The 23,194-nt window shown below is 66.7% G+C and carries 20 protein-coding genes; 13 read left to right on the forward strand and 7 right to left on the reverse strand.

Features of this window, described 5'->3' with window-relative positions; translation table 11 throughout:
- The first annotated feature begins 187 nt into the window (after window positions 1-187).
- Both G7Y82_RS13270 and G7Y82_RS13275 read left to right on the forward strand, forming a co-directional pair.
- Complete coding sequence (locus tag G7Y82_RS13270) at window positions 188-580, forward strand: hypothetical protein (protein WP_366515663.1); 393 nt, start codon at window positions 188-190, stop codon at window positions 578-580.
- Window positions 577-1,899, forward strand: coding sequence for a di-heme oxidoredictase family protein (locus G7Y82_RS13275; RefSeq protein ID WP_168148611.1), 1,323 nt, complete (start codon window positions 577-579; stop codon window positions 1,897-1,899). Before G7Y82_RS13270 ends, G7Y82_RS13275 begins: the two co-directional genes overlap by 4 nt.
- An 18-nt stretch (window positions 1,900-1,917) precedes the next feature.
- On the opposite strand, the gene G7Y82_RS13280 is transcribed toward G7Y82_RS13275, so the two are convergent.
- The gene (locus G7Y82_RS13280; protein WP_168148612.1) at window positions 1,918-2,829 is read right to left on the reverse strand and encodes a recombination-associated protein RdgC; all 912 of its coding nucleotides are present in this window, start codon (window positions 2,827-2,829) and stop codon (window positions 1,918-1,920) included.
- Between the two features lie 232 nt (window positions 2,830-3,061).
- Between G7Y82_RS13280 and G7Y82_RS13285 the strand changes: the two genes are divergently transcribed.
- Window positions 3,062-4,330, forward strand: coding sequence for an MHYT domain-containing protein (locus tag G7Y82_RS13285; protein ID WP_168148613.1), 1,269 nt, complete (start codon window positions 3,062-3,064; stop codon window positions 4,328-4,330).
- A 94-nt stretch (window positions 4,331-4,424) separates the two neighbouring features.
- Window positions 4,425-4,973 carry an RDD family protein gene (locus G7Y82_RS13290; protein ID WP_168148614.1) on the forward strand — a complete coding sequence of 183 codons (549 nt, stop codon included), beginning with the start codon at window positions 4,425-4,427 and terminating at the stop codon, window positions 4,971-4,973.
- Here the strand turns inward: G7Y82_RS13290 and G7Y82_RS13295 are convergent.
- From G7Y82_RS13295 to lptF, 3 genes are all read right to left on the reverse strand, one after another.
- Window positions 4,970-5,491, reverse strand: coding sequence for a CC0125/CC1285 family lipoprotein (locus G7Y82_RS13295; RefSeq protein WP_206370684.1), 522 nt, complete (start codon window positions 5,489-5,491; stop codon window positions 4,970-4,972). The genes G7Y82_RS13290 and G7Y82_RS13295 overlap by 4 nt on opposite strands.
- A 125-nt stretch (window positions 5,492-5,616) precedes the next feature.
- A complete protein-coding gene (gene lptG / locus G7Y82_RS13300; RefSeq protein ID WP_168148615.1) occupies window positions 5,617-6,681 on the reverse strand; it encodes an LPS export ABC transporter permease LptG in 1,065 nt (354 codons plus the stop codon).
- On the reverse strand, window positions 6,678-7,784 hold the full coding sequence (gene lptF, locus G7Y82_RS13305; protein ID WP_168148616.1) for an LPS export ABC transporter permease LptF: 1,107 nt from the start codon (window positions 7,782-7,784) through the stop codon (window positions 6,678-6,680). The genes lptG and lptF overlap by 4 nt, the downstream gene beginning before the upstream one ends.
- A gap of 251 nt (window positions 7,785-8,035) precedes the next feature.
- Between lptF and G7Y82_RS13310 the strand changes: the two genes are divergently transcribed.
- From G7Y82_RS13310 to spt, 9 genes are all read left to right on the forward strand, one after another.
- On the forward strand, window positions 8,036-9,547 hold the full coding sequence (locus G7Y82_RS13310; RefSeq protein ID WP_168148617.1) for a leucyl aminopeptidase: 1,512 nt from the start codon (window positions 8,036-8,038) through the stop codon (window positions 9,545-9,547).
- Between the two features lie 68 nt (window positions 9,548-9,615).
- Window positions 9,616-10,050, forward strand: coding sequence for a DNA polymerase III subunit chi (locus tag G7Y82_RS13315; protein ID WP_168148618.1), 435 nt, complete (start codon window positions 9,616-9,618; stop codon window positions 10,048-10,050).
- Entirely contained in the window at window positions 10,047-10,412 is a 366-nt protein-coding gene (locus G7Y82_RS13320; RefSeq protein ID WP_168148619.1) for a hypothetical protein, read from the forward strand. The genes G7Y82_RS13315 and G7Y82_RS13320 overlap by 4 nt, the downstream gene beginning before the upstream one ends.
- Window positions 10,413-10,623: 211 nt before the next feature.
- Window positions 10,624-13,455 (forward strand): valine--tRNA ligase, encoded by a 2,832-nt coding sequence (locus G7Y82_RS13325; RefSeq protein ID WP_168148620.1) that lies wholly within the window; start codon window positions 10,624-10,626, stop codon window positions 13,453-13,455.
- A 70-nt stretch (window positions 13,456-13,525) separates the two neighbouring features.
- A complete protein-coding gene (locus G7Y82_RS13330) occupies window positions 13,526-15,271 on the forward strand; it encodes an ABC transporter ATP-binding protein (protein WP_168148621.1) in 1,746 nt (581 codons plus the stop codon).
- 281 nt (window positions 15,272-15,552) lie between these two features.
- On the forward strand, window positions 15,553-17,283 hold the full coding sequence (locus tag G7Y82_RS13335) for a fatty acyl-AMP ligase (RefSeq protein WP_168148622.1): 1,731 nt from the start codon (window positions 15,553-15,555) through the stop codon (window positions 17,281-17,283).
- Window positions 17,273-18,253 carry an NAD-dependent epimerase/dehydratase family protein gene (locus tag G7Y82_RS13340; RefSeq protein ID WP_168148623.1) on the forward strand — a complete coding sequence of 327 codons (981 nt, stop codon included), beginning with the start codon at window positions 17,273-17,275 and terminating at the stop codon, window positions 18,251-18,253. Before G7Y82_RS13335 ends, G7Y82_RS13340 begins: the two co-directional genes overlap by 11 nt.
- Before the next feature lie 207 nt (window positions 18,254-18,460).
- Entirely contained in the window at window positions 18,461-18,715 is a 255-nt protein-coding gene (locus G7Y82_RS13345; protein WP_168148624.1) for an acyl carrier protein, read from the forward strand.
- A 97-nt stretch (window positions 18,716-18,812) separates the two neighbouring features.
- Window positions 18,813-20,054: a serine palmitoyltransferase gene (gene spt / locus G7Y82_RS13350; protein ID WP_168148625.1), complete on the forward strand. Its 1,242-nt coding sequence runs from the start codon at window positions 18,813-18,815 to the stop codon at window positions 20,052-20,054.
- An 82-nt stretch (window positions 20,055-20,136) separates the two neighbouring features.
- Here spt and G7Y82_RS13355 read toward each other — a convergent pair whose 3' ends face one another.
- The 3 genes from G7Y82_RS13355 to G7Y82_RS13365 are packed head-to-tail and all read right to left on the reverse strand — an operon-like array spanning window position 20,137 to window position 23,122.
- Entirely contained in the window at window positions 20,137-21,075 is a 939-nt protein-coding gene (locus tag G7Y82_RS13355) for a hypothetical protein (protein ID WP_206370688.1), read from the reverse strand.
- Window positions 21,072-22,007, reverse strand: coding sequence for a diacylglycerol/lipid kinase family protein (locus tag G7Y82_RS13360; RefSeq protein ID WP_168148626.1), 936 nt, complete (start codon window positions 22,005-22,007; stop codon window positions 21,072-21,074). The genes G7Y82_RS13355 and G7Y82_RS13360 overlap by 4 nt, the downstream gene beginning before the upstream one ends.
- The gene (locus tag G7Y82_RS13365; protein WP_366515664.1) at window positions 22,007-23,122 is read right to left on the reverse strand and encodes a CDP-alcohol phosphatidyltransferase family protein; all 1,116 of its coding nucleotides are present in this window, start codon (window positions 23,120-23,122) and stop codon (window positions 22,007-22,009) included. Before G7Y82_RS13365 ends, G7Y82_RS13360 begins: the two co-directional genes overlap by 1 nt.
- Between the last annotated feature and the right edge of the window lie 72 nt (window positions 23,123-23,194).

Below are 23,194 nucleotides of genomic sequence, written 5' to 3' on the forward strand. Positions count from 1 at the left end.
GTCTCGTTGTATATTCACTTATATGACGAATCGATCCCGCCGCCGCCCCCTCACGCCGCTGATCCTGGCCCGCATTGCCGCCTTGATACTGGGCCTGGCAACGATCGGCGCACACGCCGCAGCCGCTTGTGGCAATTTCAAATGGAACGTCGAGCACGAACTCACGCTGTTCGCCGGCGCGCCGCACGTGTTGAAGGCCGCCACGCGCGCCGCCGATGCGCCCGAGCTCAGGCCCGGCACGCTGTACGCGCTGCAGCTGGCACCGCAGGAGCAGGTGCAGTTCCCCCACGCGCCTAGCAAGCGCATGCTGACCGATGGCGCCTACGGCGGCCTGGTGCACTTCAAGGTGCCGACCGCCGGGCGCTATCGTATCGCGATCGACAGCCCATTCTGGATCGACGTCGTCGACGGCGGGAAAGCCGTGTCGTCCATCGATTTCGGCGGCGACCCCAGCTGCAATGCGCCACGCAAGATCGTGATTTACGCCCTGCCGGCCGGAGACGATCTGACTCTGCAACTCAGCGCCGGCACCACCTCGACCTTGCGCATCACGATCACTCCCGATCCCACCCAACCATGAGGCGCCGCGGCATTGCCGCGGCGCTGGTCGCTGCCGGTCTGGCAGGTAGCGTCTGGGCGGCCGGCGACGCCACGGCGCAGGTCGCCTTCAAGGACCGCCGCGACCCGCCAAGCTACCGGCCGCTGACGCCGGACGAACAACAGTCGCGCGATTTCGGCCTGACGATTTTCGATACCACCTGGGTTGCCGCCGGCATCCCACGCGCCGCGAGGCGCGATGGCGTCGGTCCGCTGTACGCCGCCGCCAGCTGCGATGCCTGCCATAACGACGGCGCGCGTGCCCCCGGCCCGGCGGACGACGGCCGGCAACCCGCGGGGCTGCTGGTGCAGCTGCGCCGCGCCGGCAGTGACGACACCGGCGATGTGCGCTATGGGCACATCCTGGGCACCCAGGCGATCGATGCCTGGCGCCCGGAGGCGTCCGTCACCCTGCACTACCGCCTGCGCAACGGCCGCTATGCGGACGGCACGGGCTGGCAATTGCGCGAGCCGCAGTACACGGTAACCGGCACCCGTTACGGCCCGCTCGCCGACGACACTGTGATCGCACCACGACTGGCGCCGGCGATCTTCGGCGACGGGCTGCTCGAAGCCGTGCCGATCGAGACGCTGCAGGCGCTGGAGCAACAAGAGCGCGGCACGGTCTCCGGTCACATCGCCTGGCGCACTCATGATGGCCGGCGCGTTCCCGGCCGCTTCGGCTGGCAGGCCGATGCGGTGTCGGTCGCCGATCAGACGACACGTGCGTTCGCGCGCGAGATGGGCCTGACGTCCAGCGCGCAGCCTCACGACGATTGCACGGCAGCACAGACCGACTGCCGCACCGCACCGTCCGGCGGTAGCCCGGAAGTCCCGGACGACTTCATCACCAGCGTGCTGATGTTCGAGCAGACTTTGGCGGTTCCAAACAGCAGCGCGGACAACAAGACGGACGGCGATCCGCGTGGCGCGGCCCTGTTCGAACGCAGCGGCTGCGCCGCATGTCATCCGCCGAGCCTGCCGGTGCGGGGCATCGACGGACTGACCCAGATCCACCCGTACACCGACCTGCTGGTGCACGACATGGGGCCGGCGCTCGCGGACCGGCGCGTCGATGGCCGACCGGCGCCGCGCGCTTGGCGCACTGCGCCACTATGGGGACTGGGTTACGCCTTGCACGCGGCCAACCGGCAGCTCGGCCTGCTGCATGACGGCCGCGCCCGTAGCGTCGCCGAGGCCGTGCTCTGGCACGGCGGGGACGCCGCCGCATCGCGCGCCGCGTTCATGGCCCTGAGCGCCACCGACCGCCGTCGCCTCAGCGACTGGGTCGGTACGCGCTGACCGCCGCGGCGCTTCGACCTAGGCGGCAGCCTGCTGGCCCTGCTGACCCCCGAGGGCCTGCTCGAGGTCGCCGAGCAGTGCCACCAGCTCGCCCGACATCAGCGCGAACTCGGCGTCGAACTGTTCTTCCGGGCTTTGCGCCGCGACGTCTTCGCGTGCCTGCTCGATATCTTCGAACTTGAGCTTCTTGACCTCGAACTTGTCGGTCAGCACGAAGCTGACGCGGTCGTTCCAGCGCAGGCCAACGCGCGTCGCCAGCTTGCCTTCGCTGATGTGCTTGCGAACTTCTTCGGTGGCCAGCGAATGGCGCAGATAGCGGACGGTTGGCTTGGTCTGGTCATTGCCGCGCAGCTCGCATTCCTGATCGAGCGCGAACGTCCCCGGCGCGTCGCCGCCCGCCAGCCAGGCGGTCATCGCCGCGCCCGGCGCCTGCGCCAGTTCCGGCAGTTCCAGACTCAGGCCGTCAACGGCGTCGCGCAGCGCTTCCAGCAATTCCTCGGCACGCGACGGCGATGACGAGTCGACCACCACCCAGCCGCTGCTCGGATCGATCCAGGCGCGCGTACTGCGCCGCCGCGCGAACGCACGCGGCATCAACTCGGCGATGACCTGATCCTTGAGATCGCGCAGCTGCTTGCGCCCGGGCTTGAAACCTTGCCGCTGCTCGAGCTCGCCGGCGCGCTCGTCGACGGTCTGCTTGACCACCGATGACGGCAACAGCTTCTGCTCGACGCCCAGCGCCACCAGCATCTGCCGTCCCTGCGAATACACGAGCTGCGGTCCGGCACCCGGCGCCACCCAACCGCGGCTTTCGGGATTGAGGCCCATGCAGGGCTGCAAGGTGTGCTTGGCAAGCTCGGCCTCGAGCGCGCCCGGCGCGAGCGTCCACTCGCCTGCCAGACGGTAGGTCTGCAGATTCTTGAACCACATGGAGAATTAAACCGTTTGTGAGCGACCGCGCGGGTCGCCGTGGGTGATTTCACGCCGGCCCGGGGGCCGACGAGCCGCAGTGTAGCAACCGGCGCAGCAGATCGGGGTTGTCCCGACCCCTGTCGGGGCCGACGACCGGCGGTCTCAGCCGGAACAGCGGCGCCCTCCTGCCCCACCATTTCCTGCATTCTGAGCGGGACCCGGAGGGTCGCACCATGCACAGGGGGATTACGTGAATAGTGCCTTTTTGACCGGCCAGTACAACATTGGCTTGGTCGTTCTTTCGTACCTGATTGCAGTTCTCGCGTCTTACTCGGCCGTCGACCTGTCCAACCGGATTTTCCGGAATCCGGAGCGCCAGTCGCTGTGGATCGCGCTCGGCGCAATCGCCATGGGCTGCGGCATCTGGTCGATGCACTTCATCGGCATGCAGGCATTTTCGTTGCCGATTGCCATGCGCTACGACCTCGGCGTCACGACGTTCTCGCTGGTCGCCGCCATCGGCGTCGCCGCTCTGGCGCTGTATGTCGCCAGTCGCGAGCGCATGGGTCCCAAGGCCATCATCATCGGCGCCCTGATGATGGGCACCGGCATCTGCGTCATGCATTACAGCGGCATGGCGGCGATGAAGATGGAACCCGGCATCGTCTGGAACCCGATACTGGTCGCACTGTCGGCACTGATCGCGGTGCTGGCCTCCGGCGTCGCCCTCTGGATCGCCTTTCATCTGCGCCGCATCAAGGCATCGCGACAGTTGCAGGCACGCGCCGGCGCTGCGGCAGTCATGGGTCTGGCCGTATCCGGCATGCACTACACCGGCATGGCCGCCGCCAGCTTTCCGGTTGGCGCGATTTGCAGCGCCCGAGCCGGCCTGACCGGCTCGTGGACGGCCGGCCCGGTCGCCGCATTCACCGTGCTCCTGAGCCTGCTGATCATGGCGCTGGCCGCCTACGATGCACACAAGCAGACTCAGGCACGTGAAGCGCGGCTGCGTCGCGAGCAGGAGCAGCGCGCGCGCATCCTCGCCCTGCATGACCCGGAAACGATGCTGCGCAACCGCCCGTCGTTCCAGCAGGAAGCGATCAATTTCATCCAGCGCTGCACGCGCAACGGCACCAAGTTCGACCTGTTCTACGGCGCGCTGCGCTTCCCCGAAGGCGCCGACGCCCGCGCGATGAAGGCGATCGCCGATCGTCTGCGGCCGCTGGCTCGGCCACAGGATTTCCTGGCGCGCTATGGGCGCACCGAATTCGCGCTGCTGCGGGCACGAGAGCCGGGCGAAGGCACGCCGCAGCTGCTGCGCGACCAGTTGCTGGCGGCCTGCACGCTGCCGCTGGACCTTGGCGAGATTCGCATCGAACCGCATGCGCATATCGGCATCGGCACCTTCCCCGACCACGGCCAGACCTCACGCGAGTTGCTGATGGCAGCGGCGCGCACTGCCGACGCTCCGCAGACCAGTGCCAGCACGCTGCTGCTGCGCCAGCAACCCGCGGCCTGACCGCCCACGCATCGACGCAGACCAAGGCCCGCCGTTGCGGGCCTTTTCTTTTGGGAAGTCGTCGCTATGCTGGGCGCCCCGCACCGGTCCGACGATGACGAGCAGCGACGCTTACCTTCCCGCCCCTCTATGGCGCCGACTGGCCGCCGCGGTCTACGACGGCCTGCTGCTGCTCGCGCTGTGGATGGTAGCGGTCATGGCCGACACCGCGGTGCGCGCCGCAGCCGGCCTGCCGCCGCATCCGCTGCTGCTGCGTGTCGTGCTGTTCAGCCTGGGCATGTTGTTCTTCGGCTGGTTCTGGCGCCGCGGCGGACAGACCTTGGGCATGCGCGCCTGGCGGCTGCGCCTTCAAGCCGACGACGAACGCCGCCCCCTCGATTGGCTACGCGCCGCGATCCGCTACGCGGTGATGCTGCTGATCTGGACGCTGGCGCTGACGCCGATGCTGGCGCGGCTCCCGGTACTGCGCAGCGAACCGCACGCCGATCTGGCGACCGGCGTGGCCGTGGTCGTGATCATCGGCGTACTGTTGGCGGCACGCCTGGACGCCCGGCGCCGGCTACCGCATGACTGGCTCAGCGGCAGCCGACCGGTGCTCATCGCAGCGCCGGCCGGTGCAGCCGGCCATCGAACCGTCGATTAGCCCTTCGGTACCGGGCGGACGATGACGTTCTCGAGGTTCTTGCGAACCTCGCGCGCGTCGAAGGCCTTGGCGTCATCGGCCTTCTTCTGCCCGGCGAACATCAGCACGCTGGCCTGCGCCTGGTACTCGGTCACCGGCGTCGAAGTCGACATGCCCAGGCCCAGACCCGGGTGCGGGCCCCAGTAATAGCTGCCCCAGCCCCAGTAGCCGTCAAAGGTGTGCAGATAGCGCGTGCTCGCATCGGTGTTGTCCGACGCCATCACGAAGTAGTCGTAACCGGACTTCAGCGTCAGCTCGGCGGCGCGAAACAGCAGATAGTTCTCGACCGTCTGCTTGGGCGTGTCGGCATTGCCGGTGAAGGTGATGCGGTAGCGATTGTTCTCGATGCGCTGTTCCGCATAGCCGTAGCCGGACCCACCGCTGGCTGGCTGGTAGGGCGTCGCCGTCGCACATCCAGCGAGGATCGCGGCGATCGCCACCGCCGCGACCGGGAACAGGGACTGACGAATGCTGGACATGATCTTTCCTGGAAGTCTTGCGAGTGCCACTTAGATTGTGAATACGCAACAAAGTTTTATGCGGATGCACCGACCTTTGTAACAGTCGGTAGCGACCGGTGCCGGTCAGCCCCCTGCCCGCCGCATCAACTGGCGCGTCGCAGCCTCATGAGCGCCAAGCCGGCCAGTGCGGCCGTCGGCAGGCCCGCGGCCAGGAACGGCGGCCAGCCATAGATCTGCCCCATGCTCGCCGTCACCTCGTTGATCACGTAGAACACCAGGCCGACGATGATGCCGACCAGCAGGCGCTGTCCGGCACCGCCACCACGTTGCGAGCCGAGGATGAACGGCACCGCGAACAGCATCATCGCCATCACCGTCAGCGGCGCAACCAGTTTGCGCCACAGCGACAGGCGATAGCTGCTGGCGTCGAGTCCATTGCGGTCGAGATAGGCGATCAAACGGATCAGGCCCGGCGTCGTCAGACTGTCGGCCTCGAGCACGAACAGGCGCAGCACATCCGGCGTCAGGCGTCCGCCGACGTCCATGGCCGGCAAGGTATCGGACTCGGCGCGGCCGTCTCGAAAGCGCGTCCGCTTGATCTGCGTCAGGTGCCAGTGGCCGTCGACGTACTCGCCGTTCTGCGCATGCAGCGCGCTCTGCAGAGATAGATCGTCGCCCAGTTCGTAAAGATCGACGTCGGCGATGCGGTCCTCCGCTTTCAGCGTGCCGATATGCACCACGGCACTGCCATCACGCAGCCACAGCGGCCGCGCGGCAACGCCGGCGTCGGTGCCGTTCTGCGACTCGCTGCGAAAGCTGCGCGCGGTCTCGGTGCCGATCGGTGCAAAGACGTCGCCAAGCACGACCTCCAGCCCGCCCAGCAATACGCCGGCGATCAAGGTCGCCGCGCCGAGCTGTACGACTGTCATGCCGGACGCGCGCATCGCCGTGATCTCGTTTTGCGCGGCCAGCGTACCCAGGCCCATCAGCGTGCCGAGCAGTGCGATGACCGGCATCAGCGTGTAGAGCGCCGTCGGCATCAGCATCAGCGTGTAGTACAGCAGCTGCAGCACGCCGAAATCGCCCTCGCCGGTCTTGTCGATCTCGGAAACGAAGGTGACGAAGGTATAGATCGCCACCAGCGCCAAACCGACGATCGTCGAAAAGCCCGCGATGTGGGCCACCAGATGTCGCGCCAGCCGCTTCATGAGGCGCGCGCCTCCGCGGTCCGCAGCCGCGGCAGGTGCAGCCAGTTCTGCTGGCGCGCGATCAGCAGCAGCGCCCAGGCCAGCATCAACGCATGTACCCACCACAGGCCCAGCACGCCCATCGGCTTGCCCTTGGCCACCCAGTTCTGCGCAACGCCCAGCAATTGCGAATAGACCAGATACGCGAAGATGCCGATCACCAGCTTGCCGTAACGTCCCTGCCGCGGCCGCACGTACGACAGCGGCACCGCCAGCAGCGACAACACGAACACCGCGATCGGCGCGCCGATGCGCCACTCCAGCTCGGCGCGATCCTGAAGATCGCCGGTCCCGATCAGCTGGCTGGTCTTCTCGATCTTGCGCTTCGACGAGCTGTAGATGAACTGCGGCGGCTTGATGTTGGCGGTCAGCTTGTTGAACTGCACGACGTCGAACTGCGACGAGCCCGGCTGGCCGACGTAGCGGAAGCCTTGATCCAGCACGATGTGCCGTTCACCGGTCTTGGCATCGACCGACTGCGAGCCGTGGCGGGCAGTGACGAAGCTCGTGCCCTTGTTGTCACGGATCTGCGCGACGACGTTGTCGAGCTGGTCGCCGCCGGCATTCATGTGCTCGGTGAAAACGACCGCGCGATCGTCGTCGATCGACTTGAAGTGGCCTTCCTCGAAGGGGTTGTACTTGATGAAGCGCACCGCTTCCTTGACCAGATAATCGGCCGTGCGCCCGGCCCAAGGCCCGATCTGGAACGACAGCAAGGCCGTCAGCACCGCCAGCGCCGCGCCGAGCAACAAAAATGGCCGATACAGCGTCCACAGGCTGACGCCGCAACCGGTCATGGCCGCAACTTCGTTGTCCTGATAGAGCCGCCCCAGCGCCATCATCACCGCCAGCAGCAGCGACACCGGAATCAGCAGCACCAGATATTGCAGGCTCGACAGCGCCGCCACCTGCAGCAGCAGGTTCTGTGGCAGCTCTCCGGCCGCAGCCTCGGCCAGAAAGCGCGCGAACCGGGTCGACACCATGATCGCCAGCAGCACCAGCGTCACGCCGAGCCAGGCCATGCCGGCTTCGCGCAACAGATAGCGGCCGAGCACCCCTCTCATCGCGGCGACAGCTCCACCGCCACGACGTGCTGCACGCGCGCAGTGATCAAAATTTGTACTTTCATGCTGTCCCTGCGCAGTCGGCCGGAATATTGCCGCTTGTTATAGGTATCCGAGCCGCTAGAATGGGGATTCCCCCACATTCCTCAAGATTTGTCGATGATACCGAAACGAGGCTGGCATGGGGATCCGACACCCGCAGTCGTCCGACTTCGACGTATCCTGCGGAAATTCGTTCGACCGAGTGCATCATGGAATATTTCGTAAAAAGCGGAAATCCCGAAAAACAGCGCGTTGCCTGCGTCATTGTCGGCATCTTCGACCGACGCTCGCCCACCGAAGCCGCGGAGACCATCGATCGCGTCAGCGACGGCGCCATCGGCACGGTCATGCGGCGCGGCGACATGGACGGCAAGCTCGGCTCGACGCTGGTCCTGCACAACGTCGCCGGCACCTTTGCGGACCGCGTGATGCTCGTCGGTCTGGGCAAGGAACGCAACTTCGACGAGTCCGCGTTCCGTAAAGTTCAGGCGGCCGTGGCGCGGGCACTGCGCCAGACCGGCGCGATCGACGCCGTCTCCTATCTGACGCACATCGGCGTCAAGAGCCACGATTTCCAGTGGAACGTCGCGCAGGCGCTACTGGCCACCGAGGACGTCTACTATCGTTTCGACGAGTGCCGTGGCGAAAAGGCGCGCGGCGAGATCAGCGCACCGAAGCTGGAGCGCTATACCTTCGACGTGCCTCGCCGCTCCGACCTGCCGGCCGGCGAGCGCGGCCTTGCCGAGGCACTAGCCACCGCCAAGGGCGTGGCGCTGGCCAAGGACCTGGGCAATCTGCCCGGCAACATCTGTACGCCGACCTATCTGGCCGAACGTGCCAAGAAGCTGGCCGCGCAGTACCCGATCAAGACCAAGATTCTCGAAAAGGCGGACATGGAGAAGCTCGGCATGGGCTCGCTGCTGTCCGTGGCACGGGGCTCCAGCCAGCCGCCGAAGCTGATCATCATGGAGTACATGAAGGGGCCGAAGGGCGAAAAACCCGTGGCACTGGTCGGCAAGGGCCTGACCTTCGACGCCGGCGGCATCTCGATCAAGCCGGCAGCGGCGATGGACGAGATGAAGTTTGACATGTGTGGCGGCGCCTCAGTGTTCGGCGCCATGCTCGCCGCGGCCGAGCTGAAGCTGCCGATCAACCTGGTCGGCATCGTCGCCGCCAGCGAAAACCTCATCAACGGCGAGGCGGTCAAGCCGGGCGATATCGTCACCAGCATGTCAGGGCTGACCATCGAAGTCCTCAATACCGACGCCGAAGGCCGCCTGATCCTCTGCGACGCGCTGACCTATACCGAGCAGACCTATGAACCACGCGTCTGCATCGACATGGCGACGCTGACCGGCGCCTGCATCATCGCGCTCGGCAGCCCCGCCAGCGGCCTGTTCAGCAACAACGCGGCACTGGGCCGCGCGCTGCTGACGGCCGGCGAGCAGGCCGGCGACCGCGCCTGGGAGCTGCCGCTGTGGCCGGAGTACGACGACAACATCAAGAGCGAGTTCGCCGACGTCGCCAACATCGCCACGCGCGGCGGCCGCGAAGCCGGCGCCATCATCGGCGCCACCTTCCTGCACCGCTTCACGCGCAAGATGAAATGGGCGCATCTCGACATCGCCGGCACCGCCTGGGTCGGCAAGAAGTCGTCGGGTCGCCCGGTGCCGATGCTGGTCCAGTACCTACTCAACACCGCCGCGAAAAAGCACGATTGATACGGATCGCAACAAAGGCCGGGGCTTTGCTCCGGCCTTTTTGCTTGCGTCCTTTATAAAATGAGCGCATGACGCGTATCGACTTCTACATCCTGCCGGACGGCGGCGCCGCCGGCGCGCCGGTGGCCACCGCCTGCCGCCTTTGCGAAAAGGCCACGGCCGGCGGGCACCGCATCTACGTCAATGTGCCGGACGAAGCCATCGCCGGCGATCTCGACGATGCGCTGTGGTCGCTGCGCCAGGGCGGCTTCATTCCGCACGAGCGCTACGACGGCGAGCCGCTCGACGAGCCGCTGCCGTCGGTGCTGATCGGCGCCGTCGAGCCGCCAGACTCGCATCACGGCATCATGCTCAACCTCGGCCTCGAGGTTCCGGATTTCTTCAGCCGCTTCGAACGCGTGCTGGAAATCGTCGCCGCCGACCCGCAGGCACGCGCAATGTCCCGAGAACGCTACAAATTTTACCGCGACCGCGGTTACGAACTGGCCACGCACAAACTGTGAAAACCTCTCTCCCCCTGCTGTTGTCCGCCACCGCCCTGCTCGCTGCCTGCAGCTGGTTCGTGCCCCAACCCGACAGCGATCTGGTCGAGCGCGTGCACAAGGCGATTCCGGACGGCACGCCGCTCGAAGCCGCCGAGGAAACGCTGCACCGCATGAATTTCAATTGCGCGCGCCGCCGCGGCTCGTACACCGATGAAGCCGGCACCAACCACGACGACGCCTATTTCTCGGAGTGCACGGAGCTGCCGACCAGCAAGATCAGCCTGTCCTGTTCGAACCGCAATCAGGTGATCCTGGTGCCGAACAGTCAGTCGCTGGTGCGCTCGGTGTCGGTGATCCGCAGCCCGTACTGCGGCAGCTGAGCCATCGGCAAAGGGGCGGCGGCATAGCCTGTCGTCGCGCACCGGCCGTTGCCACGCCCAGCCGTCTCGCGGCGCACGGCATGACGCTGCCCTTCCGCCGTCCGTTTCAAGGCTTCGACGGACCAGTACAATAGGCGACCGTCATCAGGGAACCTGGCGCCCGGACCCTCCGGTTGCCGCCGGCCTTTTATTGCATTCGAACAACGATCCGATGGACAAGACCTTCGAGCCGCGCGACGTCGAAGCGCGCTGGCGTGAGTACTGGGAACAAAACGGCTGCTACACCCCGTCCGGCGAGGGTGAGCCGTACAGCATCATGATCCCGCCGCCGAACGTCACCGGCACGCTGCACATGGGTCACGCCTTCCAGCACACGGTGATGGATGCGCTGACGCGCCACGCGCGCATGTCCGGCAAGGACACGCTGTGGCAACCGGGCACCGACCACGCCGGCATCGCCACACAGATGGTCGTCGAACGCAACCTCAAGCTGGCCGGCGAACCGGCGCGCCTCGATCTGGGCCGCGAGAAGTTCGTCGAAAAGGTCTGGGAGTGGAAGCGCTACTCGGCCGGCACCATCGGCGGTCAGATCCGCCGCATGGGTTCCAGCGTCGACTGGTCGCGCGAAGCGTTCACGATGGATCCGTCGTATTCGAAGGCGGTGATCGAGCACTTCGTGAGGCTCTACGACGCCGGCCTGATCTATCGCGGCAAGCGCCTCGTCAACTGGGATCCGGTGCTGCTGACGGCAATCTCCGACCTGGAAGTGGTCAGCGAGGAAGAAAACGGCAAGCTCTGGCACTTCCGCTATCCGCTGGCCAATGGCGCAACAACCGCCGACGGCAAGGACTACATCGTCGTCGCGACCACGCGCCCGGAAACGATGCTCGGCGACACCGCGGTGGCGGTACATCCGGAAGACCAGCGCTACCAGCACCTGATCGGCAAGCGCGTGACGCTGCCGCTGACGAATCGCGAGATTCCGATCGTCGCCGACGACTACGTCGACCGCGAGTTCGGCACTGGCTGTGTGAAGATCACGCCGGCCCACGACTTCAACGATTACGCGCTGGGCCAGCGGCACGGCCTGCCGCTGATCAACATCTTCACGCCGACCGCGACGATCAACGACGAGGCACCGGATGCGTATCGCGGCCTCGACCGCTACGTCGCGCGCAAGCAGATCGTCGCCGACCTCGACGCGCTGGGCCTGGTCGACAAGATCGACGACCACAAACTCAAGGTGCCGCGCGGCGACCGCAGCGGCGCCGTCGTCGAGCCCTACCTGACCGATCAGTGGTTCGTCGACCTGACGCGCGAGACACGCCACGACGGCCAGCCTGGCCCCGGCGGTCTGGCCGCGATCACCCGACCGGCGATCGACGCCGTCGAATCCGGCCGCGTGCGCTTCGTGCCGGACAACTGGAAGACCACGTACTTCCAGTGGCTGCACAACATCCAGGACTGGTGCATCAGCCGCCAGCTGTGGTGGGGTCACCGCATCCCGGCGTGGTTCGACGAGCAGGGCGACGTCTACGTTGGTCGCAGCGAGGAAGAGGTGCGGCAGAAATACGCCTCGCGCCTCACGCCTCACGCCTCACTCAAACAGGACGAGGACGTCTTCGACACCTGGTTCAGCTCCGACATCTGGCCGATGGCGACGCTGGGCTGGCCGGAACCGACCGCAGCACTGAAGAAGTGGTATCCGAGCTCGGTGCTGGTCACCGGCTTCGACATCATCTTCTTCTGGGTCGCGCGCATGGTGATGATGGGCCAGTACTTCCAGCACGACGTGCCGTTCCGCGAGGTCTACATCACCGGCCTGGTGCGTGACCCGGAAGGCAACAAGATGTCGAAGTCCAAGGGCAACGTGCTCGACCCGCTCGACGTGGTCGACGGCATCACGCTCGAAGACCTCGTCAAGAAACGCACGACCGGCCTGATGAAGCCGGAAACGGCGCCGAAGATCGAAGCCAAGACGCGCAAGGACTATCCGAACGGCATCGAGGCGGTCGGTGTCGACGCACTGCGCTTCACCTTCGCGGCGCTGGCGACGCAGGGCCGCGACATCCGCTTCGACGCCGGCCGCGCCGGCGGCTATCGCAATTTCTGCAACAAGATCTGGAACGCGGCGCGCTACGTGCTGATGAACTGCGAAGAGCAGGACTGCGGCGTCGACGGCACACAGCCGCTCGAGCTGTCGGACGCCGACCGCTGGATCGTCTCGCGCCTGCAGAAGGTCGAAGCCGAAGCCGCCGAACATTTCGCGACCTACCGCTTCGACCTGCTGTCGACGGCGCTCTATCAGTTCATCTGGAACGAGTACTGCGACTGGTATCTGGAGTTGTCGAAACCGGCACTGCAGCAAGGCTCGGCAGCGCAACAGCGCGGCACGCGGCGCACCCTGTTGCGCGTGCTCGAAGCGGCGCTGCGGCTACTGCATCCGTTGATGCCGTTCATCACCGAGGAAGTGTGGCAGCGCATCGCGCCGCTGGCCGGCGTCGGCGGCGACAGCATCATGAGCCAGCCTTACCCGCAGGCCGAACCGGTGAAGATCGACGAGGCCGCCGAGGCCGATATCGAATGGCTGAAGACCCTGATCCTCGGCGTACGCCAGATTCGCGGCGAGATGAACATTGCGCCGGGCAAGGTGCTGCCGCTGCTGGTGCAGGACGCCAGCGACGACGACCGCGCGCGCCTGGCACGCCTCGATACCGCCATCGCCTTCCTCGCCCGCGTCGAAACGCCGCGCGTACTCGACGTCGGCGAACCGGCGCCACAGTCGGCCACGGCCCTGCTCGGCAGCGCCAGGCTGCTGGTACCGATGGCCGGCCTGATCGACAAGGATGCCGAGCTCGCGCGCCTGGCCAAGCAGATCGGCAAGCTCGAGGGCGACATCGAAAAGACGCAGACGCGCCTCACCAACCCGAATTTCGGCAAGGCGCCGGAAGCGGTGCAGGAACAGGCGCGTCAGCATCTCGCGAAATTGCAGGCCGACCTCGAAATCCTGCGCCAGCAGTCGGCGGGCATCGCCGCGCTGTGAGCGGCAGTGCATCGCAACGGCTCGCTATACTGCGTGACGCCCGGCGTCGTGCCGCATGTCCCGATGGTTTATGACTGACACCCAGAAGCGCAGCGGCTTCGGCCTGATCTGGCGCATCATCACCGCGGTACCGCCGGGGCGTAACGCACTGGTGGCGCTGGCGATCACCTTTGCCGGCGCCGCTGAAGGCATCGGCATCGCCACGGTGCTGCCGCTGGTCGCGGTGCTCGGCGACAACGCCTCGAAGTCCAATGCCCTGAGCAAGGCGATCCTCTCCGTACTCGATGCGATCGGCCTGCCGCACGATCCGATCCTGCTGCTCTGCATCATCGGCGGCGGCTTGCTGACCAAGGCAGCGGTGACCTTGCTGGCGCTGCGTCTGGTCGGCCGCACGGTCGCCGAGGTCGTCGCCAATCTGCGCCTGGAGCTGATCGACGCGGTCATGCGCGCACGCTGGAGCTTTTACGTGCGCCAGCCGGTCGGCCGGTTCTCCACCGCACTGAGCGGCGAGGCGCAGAAAGCCGGCGAAGCCTACAACGGCATGACGCAGATGTTCTCGCAGTCGACGCAGGCGCTGATCTACCTGATGATCGCCGCGGTCGCCTCGTGGCGCCTGGCGCTGCTGGCAGTGCTGGTCAGCGCCATCATGATCGTCTCGCTCAACCGCCTGCTAGTCGCGTCGAAGAACAATGCCCGCGCGCAAACCGGCCGCATGCGCTCGCTGGTGTCACGTCTGACCGATGTACTGGTCGGCATCAAGCCGATGAAGGCGATGGCGCGCCAGGCGCGCTTCAATGCGCTGTTCACCGAGGACCTCAAGGCGATCAAGAAGTCGATTCGCCGCCAGGTCTTCGCCAAAAACACCAACAAGGCGCTGCAGGAACCCATCCTCGCGCTGTGCCTCCTGATCGGCATCTACTTCGCGTTGAAGGTGTTCGCGATGCCGGTTGGCGAGGTCATCGTCATGGGCCTGCTGCTGACCAAGACCGTGTCGGTGGTCGGCAAGGCGCAGCAGGAATTGCAGAACATCTACGCCAATGAGAGCGGCTTCTCGGCCGTCTATGAAGTCACCGACGCCGCCCGCGCCGAGCGCGAGACCGCCAGCGGCAAGGCGGTGCCGACACTCGAACGTGGCTTTGCATTCGACGACGTGTCGTTCGCATTCGGCGAGCGTCAGATTTTGCGTCACGCCAGCTTCACCGTGAATGCGGGCGAGATCATCGCCCTGACCGGGCCTTCCGGCGCTGGCAAGACGACGCTGGTCGACTTGCTGCTCGGCCTGCAGGAACCGGCCGAAGGCACCGTGCGTGTGGACGGCGTGCCCCTGCATGAGATCGACGTGCTGAAGTGGCGCGCGCAGACCGGCTACGTCCCCCAGGAATTGATCCTGTTCCACGACTCGGTGTTCGCCAACATCACCCTGGGCCAGCCGGAGTTCTCGCATGAGGATGCCGAGCACGCTCTGCGTCGGGCCGGTGCCTGGGACTTCGTCGCCAATCTGAGCGATGGCATCGACACCATCGCCGGCGAACGCGGTGCGTTGTTGTCCGGCGGCCAGCGCCAACGCATCGCGGTCGCGCGCGCGCTCGTGCACCGTCCGAAGCTGCTGATCCTCGACGAGGCGACCAGCGCGCTCGACCCGCAGACCGAGCAACTGATCGTGCGCAACGTCTGCCAGCTGGCGCGGGAAAAGGGCCTGACCGTGCTGGCGATCTCGCACCACCCGGCCTGGGTCGAGGTCGCCGACCGCGTGTTGCGCCTCGAAGACGGCGATCTCGTCGAGCAGCTGCATGAGGGGCAGCGCGCGGCCGTCTGAGCCTGGGCGCGTGTCGCGCCGCGCGAGCGAGCTGCCGCCATCCTGCAATTCGCAACACCGGCCTCAAAACGCTGGGACGCCGCCAGCCGTTCAGCCTTCGGGCCTACGGATTGCTTGCGGATTGCCCGATGGCCGGCCGCGCGGCCAGACACCACCCATTCACGTCTGTCGGGCCATAGCACGCGCACGCCCCCCGCGCGTTATCATATGAGGTCTTGAGCAGGCGCCGGGGGGCGCGGGATCAGGCGTCTATGCACGATATAAGCGAATTTCGACCATCGATGAACGATATTGCGAACCCCGCGAATGCGGTTCTATTCGTGGACGGTAGCCCGTTCAACACCTTGAACGAGGCACTGGATCTGGCCGCCACGAGCGGCGCCGGAATGAATTTCTATTCTGGCCGAGGCGAGTTGATCGAAGCCCTGGATTACAGCCGCCTGCGCACCGAGGCCATTGATCTGGCCCGCCACCTGCTCGCCAGCGGCCTGCAGCCGGGCGATCGCGTCGGCGTCATCGCCGAGACGGACGGTGACTTTGCGCGCGCGTTCTTTGCGTGCCAATACGCCGCGTTGGTGCCGGCGCCGCTGCCGCTGCCGGCCGCGCTGGGCGGCCGGCCGCAGTACCTTGAACACATTCACGGCATGCTCGACAGCGTCGGCGGCACGGCGCTGCTGGCGCCGATCACGCTGGCGGAGTGGGTCGAGGATATCGGCCGCGCGCTGTCGCTGCGCTTCTGCGGCACGGTCGCTCAACTCAAGGACACGGTCGCCCCGTATACCGGCGAGCTGCCGAAGGTCGCGCCGGACGCCCTCGCCTACCTGCAGTTCTCGTCGGGTAGCACGCGCTTCCCGCAGGGCGTCGCCGTCACGCATCGCGCCGTCGTCGCCAACATCGAAGCGATTGCCGCGCATGGCCTGATGATCAGCCGCCGCGACCGCTGCGTGTCATGGCTGCCGTTCTATCACGACATGGGACTGGTCGGTTTCCTGCTGACGCCGCTGTGCTGCGCGATTCCGGTCGACTTCGTCGCCACGCGCGAATTCGCGCGCCGACCGCTGACCTGGCTGCAGCTGATCAGCCGCAACGGCGGCACGCTGTCGTTCAGCCCGAGCTTCGGCTTCGAGTTGTGTGCGCGTCGCGCCGAAAACGGCGCACCGGCCGGCCTCGACCTGTCGAGCTGGCGTGGTGCCGGCATCGGTGGCGACATGGTGCGTCCGGCACCGCTGCAGGCCTTCTCCGAACGTTTCGCCGCGAGCGGCTTCAACCCCGGTGCGTTCGTCCCGAGCTACGGCATGGCCGAGGCATCGCTGGCGCTGTCGTTTACGCCGCTGAACCGCGGCGTGCGCATCGATCATCTGGACATCGATGCGCTCGAACGCCAGGGTCGCGCGGTCGCGGCGGCAGCGGGCGCCTCGCGCAGCCGCAGCTTCGTATTCTGCGGCCCCATCCTGCCCGGCCACGCCGTCGAAGTCCGTAACGAAGATGGCACGACACTGGGCGAGCGCCAGATCGGCCGCATCTACGTCCGCGGCCCGAGCCTCATGCAGGAATACTTCGCGCGCCCGGATGAAACCGCGCGCGTGATCGCCGACGGCTGGCTCGATACCGGCGATCTCGGCTACATCGCCGACGGCGAGATCGTCATCACCGGTCGCGCCAAGGACCTGATCATCGTCAACGGCCGCAACATCCTGCCGCAGGATCTTGAATGGACCGCGGAAGGTGAAGTCATCGGCCTGCGCAGCGGCGATGTCGCGGCGTTCTCGGTTGACGACGGCGAAGGCGAGCGTGTGGTGGTGCTGTTCGAATGCCGCAGCAACGACCCGCAGGCTCGTGAAGCACTCGGCGCCGAAGTGGCCGGCGTGCTGCGTACCCGCCACGGTGTGCATGCCGACGTGGTACCCGTGCCACCGCGGACGCTGCCGCAAACCTCGTCGGGCAAGCTCAGCCGCGCACGTGCGCGTCAGCTCTACCTGAAGGGCGCGTTCGAGGCCGTGCGTGCCGCCTGAAGCGGCGGCTGAAGCGTCCGCTCGAGGTACCGTCGCCGTCACCGGGGCCACCGGTTTCATCGGCCGTCATCTGGTGCGCGCGCTGGCGCAGGCCGGCTGGCGGGTGCGCATGCTCGTCCGCCGCGATCCGGCCGGCGCCGATTGGGGCGGGCTGCAACTCGAACTGGTCGGCGGTGATCTGCGCAATGCCGACGCGGTGCGGCAACTGGTCTCGGGCGTCGATGCGGTCGTCCACCTCGCCGGCGTCATCAAGGCGCCGACCGAGGACGCCTTCATGCGCGTCAATTGCGATGCGACGCGCGCATTGGCCGAAGCCACCGCGAAGCACGCGCCGGCCGCCGCGTTCCATGGCGTCTCCAGCCTCGCGGCGCGCGAACCCGAGTTGTCGACCTATGCGCGCAGCAAACGCGCCGGCGAGGACGCCATTCTCCAGGTGCTTGGCGCGCGTGCCGGGATTCTGCGCCCGGCCGCCGTTTATGGCCCTGGCGACCGCGAAACCCTGGTGTTCTTCCAGCTCGCCGGCATGCCACGCGTGCCGCTGCTGGGCAACGATCGTGCGCGCCTGACGGTGATCCACGTCGCCGACCTGTGCGCCGCCATTGTCGATGCCGTGGCGGCCGGGCCGAATGGTCAGGTGCGGACGGTCTGCGACGCCCGCGCCGACGGCTACGGCTGGCGCGAGCTGATGGCCGCTGCCGCCGCTGCGATCGGGCGCCCCCATGCCAAGCAGATCCGCCTGCCGCGGGTGGTGCTCCGCAGCCTGGCCGGCGTCGGCGATGTGGCCCATCGTTTTGGCAACGACAACATGCTCAGCTCGGAAAAGCTGCGCGAGCTGCTGCACGAAGACTGGTCGGTTGGCCTTGCCGAGCAGTACCGCTCGCCGACATGGCGCCCCCGCTTCGATCTGCATTCCGGCTTCATCGATGCCGCATCGTGGTATCGTGACGCGGGCTGGCTGCCGGCGGGATGACCGTCCGGTGACCGATACGCTACGCTGGCATGGCGACGATTGCAGCGTGATCGTTGCGTGGAGCCAGGAAATTTCTTACGATTTCCTTACAGCTTCACGAAGCTCAAACAAAGACTTATCGCGTTTCTCCGGCTGTGTCTCCGACGGCGCCCCGCTCCCCCGGCGCTCACGCTGTGCCGAAGTGCCCGCGACTGACACCTGACCGATATGAAACAGATCTCCGAGATTCGCGAACAGATCATCTCCGGCCTCGCACAGGCACGCCCCGATGCCCCAGACATCAACGGTTCGACGCGCATCGTGCAGGACCTTGAGCTCGACTCGGTTGCCGTCATGGACTTCATTCTCTCCGTCGAAGATCGCTTCGACATCTCGATCCCGCTCGATCGCGTCGCTGATATCGTGACGGTCGACGATCTGGCGCGCGTCGTCGAAGGCCTGTGCAACGCGGAACGCGCATGAGCATGCGACACGGTGTTTTGCGCGAAGCGCAAATGGCGGCGGCAGCATGCGCTCTCATGAAGGCAGCCACACTTGAAGTCAGCGTAAGGGTGGGTGCATGAGCATTCTCGATAAGTTCGAACAGCTTCGGCATACCTTCGAGCGAGTCGGCAGCGGCGGCCACAATCCATTTTCGGTCGCCTTCGATCGCATCGATTCGGCCACCGAGGGCGTCGTCGACGGTCGCCGCGTCATCCTGCTCGGCACCAACAATTATCTGGGTCTGACCTTCGATGCGCATGGCATCGAGGAATCGGTCCGCGCCGTGCAGACGCAGGGCACCGGCACCACCGGCTCGCGCGTCGCCAACGGCAGCTACGCCGGCCACCGTCAGCTCGAACACGATCTCGCGGCATTCTTCGGTCGCCGGCACGGCATGGTGTTCAGCACGGGCTACCAGGCCAACCTCGGCATGCTGTCGACCGTGGTCGGTCGCGGCGATCATCTGATCCTCGATTCCGACAGCCACGCCAGCATCTACGACGGCGCGCGCCTCGGGCACGCCGAAGTGATCCGCTTCCGTCATAGCGATCCTGAAGACCTCTACAAGCGTCTGCGCCGCCTGCAGGGCACGCCGGGCAGCAAGCTGGTCGTCGTCGAAGGCATCTACTCGATGCTGGGCGACGTCGCACCGCTGCGCGAGATTGCCGCGGTCAAGCGCGAGATGGGCGCCTATCTGATGGTCGACGAGGCCCACTCCATGGGCGTGCTCGGCGAGCACGGCCGCGGTCTGGCCGAAGCGGCGGGCGTCGAGGCCGATGTCGACTTCATCGTCGGCACGTTCTCGAAGAGCCTCGGCAGTGTCGGTGGCTTTTGCGTATCGGATATCGAAGGCTTCGATATCCTGCGCGTTGCCTCGCGGCCGTACATGTTCACCGCATCACTGCCGCCGGCGGTCATCGCCTCGACGCGCAGCGCGCTGCAGCGCCTGGCCGAAGACAAGGCCCTGCGCACGCGTCTGAACGACAACGCCCACCGTCTGCATGGCGGCCTGCAGCGCCTCGGCCTGCACGTCGGCCCGCACGTCAGCCCGGTGGTGTCGGTCGAACTCGAGGACGTCGAGGTCGCCGTACGCTGCTGGAATGCGCTGCTGGATGGCGGCATCTACCTGAATCTGGCACTGCCGCCGGCGACCCCGACCAGCCGCCCGCTGCTGCGTGCCAGTGTCAGTGCCGCGCACAGCCCGCAGCAGATCGACGCGGCCATCGAACAGTTCGCCCGCGTGACCCGCGAGCTGGGCGCGCTGCCGGCGGAAGCACCACAGATCGACTTCGCACCGGCCCACGCATCGGCCGGCTGAGCGTTGTTGAAAAAAGGCCGCCGGCGCGTCTATGCGCCGGCGGCCTTTTTGTTGGCACACGCGACAGGCGCGCGATACGACGTCAGCGCAGCACGCCGCGCCGCCACAGCCGCCACAGCACCTTGGGTGCCGCCAGCACTGGGTGCCGGCGTTGCCAGTCGCTCAGCTCCAGCTTGTAGCCCGAGTGCCGCTCGATCTTCCACGCCAGATAGTCGGCGCCGTTGTCGAAGGTGAACGCCGCCTTCGCCAGCCGCGCGAGATTCAGCGGCTTGCCGGCCGCACGGCGCAGCCACCAGGCACGCTGTGCAGCGCGCCGTAGCGCGGCATCCAGCGTCGGCTGGTAGAGGCCAGCGGCTTCGGAATACGCCACTGCGCCGGCCTGCCAGGCCAGCGGCAGCAGTCGCGCATAGCGTGCGCCGTCGAACGCCAGCAGCGACTTGGCACGCGTGCCGCCACGCTCCACGCGCAATTCCACGGCATAGGTGTGCTGGTAGAGCGCCTGCCAGTAGTCGCCCGCCGCGCCGGACGCAGGCCCCAGCAGCGCCGCCCAACGGGCGGCAGTGACGACCGCCTGCGACAGATCGGCAACGACCCGCTCGCGCGTTGCCGCATCGCGTGCCCAGGCACAGGCGGCAGGCTGCGAGAAGCGCGCCCACATGGTCGTATCGATCGCACCCTCGCGCATGCCGCGGCGCAGCTGCGCGGGGCTGAGCACGGCAATCTTGGCGCGCAGACGACGATCGTCGATCGTCATCTCGACATACGAGACGCTGACCGGCAGCACGGCATTGGCCAGCGCCGCCGCCTGGCTGTCGTGCCAGCCACTGAGCGGATCAGCAACGACATAGAAATCGAGCAGCCCGTCGAGGTCGGCATCGCGCAGCGCCGAACCGTAGAACAGGATCGCCTGGGTGGCGGTACTGCGCTGCGCCAGCGCGGCAGCGAAGGCCGCAACCCGCGCATCGAGCGGCCGCGCCAACTCGTCGGCGAGCAGCGCCTGCAATTCACGGCGTGCGTTCATGGCGTGACGAATTCCAGTTCGGCGTCGGTATCGATCTCGACGATCCCGCTGGGCCCCGGCGCGAAGCGCTCACCGTCGATGATCAGCGGGTCCGAGTAAACCAGGCGGATGCGCTCGGCACGGTCGCTGCGGTAGGCGCTGCGATCGCCGCGCGGCGGTCGGCCACGCAGCACCCGCGGCAGCGAGCGCAGCAGGCGTGGCGGCGGCGAATCGATGTCGAGCCAGCGCAGCGGCGCCGCACTGCCCTCGCCGCCCCAGAACGGCCACAGTCCGAGCATCAGCTGATTGAGCGTCGTCGCCATGAAGATGAAACGTGCGCCTTGCCGCGGCGCGGCATCATCGATGGCGATCGACATCGATTCGGCACCGACCCAGCCGGGACGGCCCCAAGCGGCGCGCCACAGCGCCACGGCGACGGTGACGATGACCGAGGCCTGGTGTGTGACGCCGCGCGTCAGCACACGCTCGTTGGCATGGCGCGTCGCCTGTGAAACCACCGCACCGCCACAGACGAAGCCGAGCACGGGCAACACGTCGAGATCCGGCCAGCGCACGCGCAGCAAGCGACGCCGGGCGCGCTTCGAGAAGCGTTCATCGCTCGCTGCCTGCAGCAAGGCGTCGAATGCGGCCTGGCCGTAGCCGGCGCTACCGACGTCGGCACCGACGACATTGGCGTTGCCGGCACTCAGCACCGACACGCACGGCAGGCGCTCGCCATAGGCATGCGGCAGCATCGTCGTGACTTCGCGCAGCGTGCCGTCGCCGCCGCTGACGATCACCAGATCGACACCGCGCGCCACGAATCCACGCAAGGCCTTGAGCAGTTCGTCGCGCGAGGTCGGCGCCGCATACGGAAAATCCGGCGCGATGTGCAGCGCCGCCGAGGCCCGGTTCCGTTGACTGAGCGGGTTGTAGATCAGACCGGGCTGCATCAACCCGCGAGCCAGGATTTCAGCGGGCCATGACGCTTGGCGAGGAGGCCTTGAACGATGACGACGGCGTGAATGACGAAGCAGATCAGCACCCAGACCGCGACGATCGCAAAGCCGATGTCGGGACGACCGACGAGGGCGCTGAGCGTCAGGATCAGCAGATTCGGATTGCGCCGCGCCGTGATCAGACGCATGAAACTGTCGAACGGACGCCAGACGTGCATACCGACACCGCACAGTGGCTTGAAGATGCCTTCCTCGATCCGCTGCGCGACGTAGCCGACCAGGATCACCCACAGCGCCCAGTCGAGGTGCGGCAGACCGGCGAGTCCGACAGCACCGAGCCCGGTGAACCACGCCCACCACCAGAACGGCGGATGGATCAGATCGATGCCGTGATCGAAGATGTCACCGAACGTCGACGACTGCAGCGTGACGCGCGCCAGCTTGCCGTCGACGGTATCGAGAAAGGTCATCAGCCACGCCGCCACCAGACCGAAACCGTAGTGGCCGGCCTTGAACTGGTAGAACGCGATGATCGTGAAGATCAGGCCGAGGAAGGTGACGTGGTTGGGCGCCACGCCGCGCCGCGCACACAGTGCCGTCACGTGGCGCGCCGGCCACGGCCAGACGTACTTGGTGACGAGATCGGTGACGCCCTTGTAGGACGCACCGAAGGTGCGTCGCTCCATCTCGGCGATCTGGGTCGCCTCGAGGCGACCCAGATACGGAATCTCACGCTTGCGCAGACGATGGTTGTAGGTGCCGGCAACGCCGGAGGGCGACTTGGCCACACACGCATCCGGCAGCGCCTCCGGCATCTGCCCGAGCAGCGCCGCGACCGCTGCGGCCTGCGCCGGCGCCACCAGCGCCGCAACGATGCGATTGGCGGCCTCGTCGACCAACAGCGTACCGACCTCGGTCTTGGCCATGGCCTGTACCAGGGTCTCGTCGAACACCCATTCGCCGTGCAGCAGCAGGACCGGCGCCGCCTGCGCACCGGCCGTCGCCACGTCATCGGACACCTGCGCGATACCCAACGCACGCAGCTGGCGACGCAGCCGCTCTTCGCCGGTCAGCCCCCAGATCTTGAGGTGACTGTGGCCGACGAGCACCGCATGGGGTTTGTTCGAAGTCGCGTTTTGCCCGGGAGGCGAGTCGGTTGCCGGTCGCACGTATGTCATCAT

This window comes from Solimonas marina, assembly GCF_012241385.1.
Classification (GTDB): domain Bacteria; phylum Pseudomonadota; class Gammaproteobacteria; order Nevskiales; family Nevskiaceae; genus Solimonas; species Solimonas marina.

Coding starts and splice junctions, on each gene's coding strand:
- G7Y82_RS13275 (WP_168148611.1), top strand. CDS start 577: ATGAGGCGCCGCGGCATTGCCGCGGCGCTGGTCGCTGCCGGTCTGGCA.
- G7Y82_RS13280 (WP_168148612.1), bottom strand. CDS start 2,829: ATGTGGTTCAAGAATCTGCAGACCTACCGTCTGGCAGGCGAGTGGACG.
- G7Y82_RS13290 (WP_168148614.1), top strand. CDS start 4,425: ATGACGAGCAGCGACGCTTACCTTCCCGCCCCTCTATGGCGCCGACTG.
- G7Y82_RS13295 (WP_206370684.1), bottom strand. CDS start 5,491: ATGTCCAGCATTCGTCAGTCCCTGTTCCCGGTCGCGGCGGTGGCGATC.
- lptG (WP_168148615.1), bottom strand. CDS start 6,681: ATGAAGCGGCTGGCGCGACATCTGGTGGCCCACATCGCGGGCTTTTCG.
- lptF (WP_168148616.1), bottom strand. CDS start 7,784: ATGAGAGGGGTGCTCGGCCGCTATCTGTTGCGCGAAGCCGGCATGGCC.
- G7Y82_RS13310 (WP_168148617.1), top strand. CDS start 8,036: ATGGAATATTTCGTAAAAAGCGGAAATCCCGAAAAACAGCGCGTTGCC.
- G7Y82_RS13315 (WP_168148618.1), top strand. CDS start 9,616: ATGACGCGTATCGACTTCTACATCCTGCCGGACGGCGGCGCCGCCGGC.
- G7Y82_RS13325 (WP_168148620.1), top strand. CDS start 10,624: ATGGACAAGACCTTCGAGCCGCGCGACGTCGAAGCGCGCTGGCGTGAG.
- G7Y82_RS13330 (WP_168148621.1), top strand. CDS start 13,526: ATGACTGACACCCAGAAGCGCAGCGGCTTCGGCCTGATCTGGCGCATC.
- G7Y82_RS13335 (WP_168148622.1), top strand. CDS start 15,553: ATGAACGATATTGCGAACCCCGCGAATGCGGTTCTATTCGTGGACGGT.
- G7Y82_RS13345 (WP_168148624.1), top strand. CDS start 18,461: ATGAAACAGATCTCCGAGATTCGCGAACAGATCATCTCCGGCCTCGCA.
- spt (WP_168148625.1), top strand. CDS start 18,813: ATGAGCATTCTCGATAAGTTCGAACAGCTTCGGCATACCTTCGAGCGA.
- G7Y82_RS13355 (WP_206370688.1), bottom strand. CDS start 21,075: ATGAACGCACGCCGTGAATTGCAGGCGCTGCTCGCCGACGAGTTGGCG.
- G7Y82_RS13360 (WP_168148626.1), bottom strand. CDS start 22,007: ATGCAGCCCGGTCTGATCTACAACCCGCTCAGTCAACGGAACCGGGCC.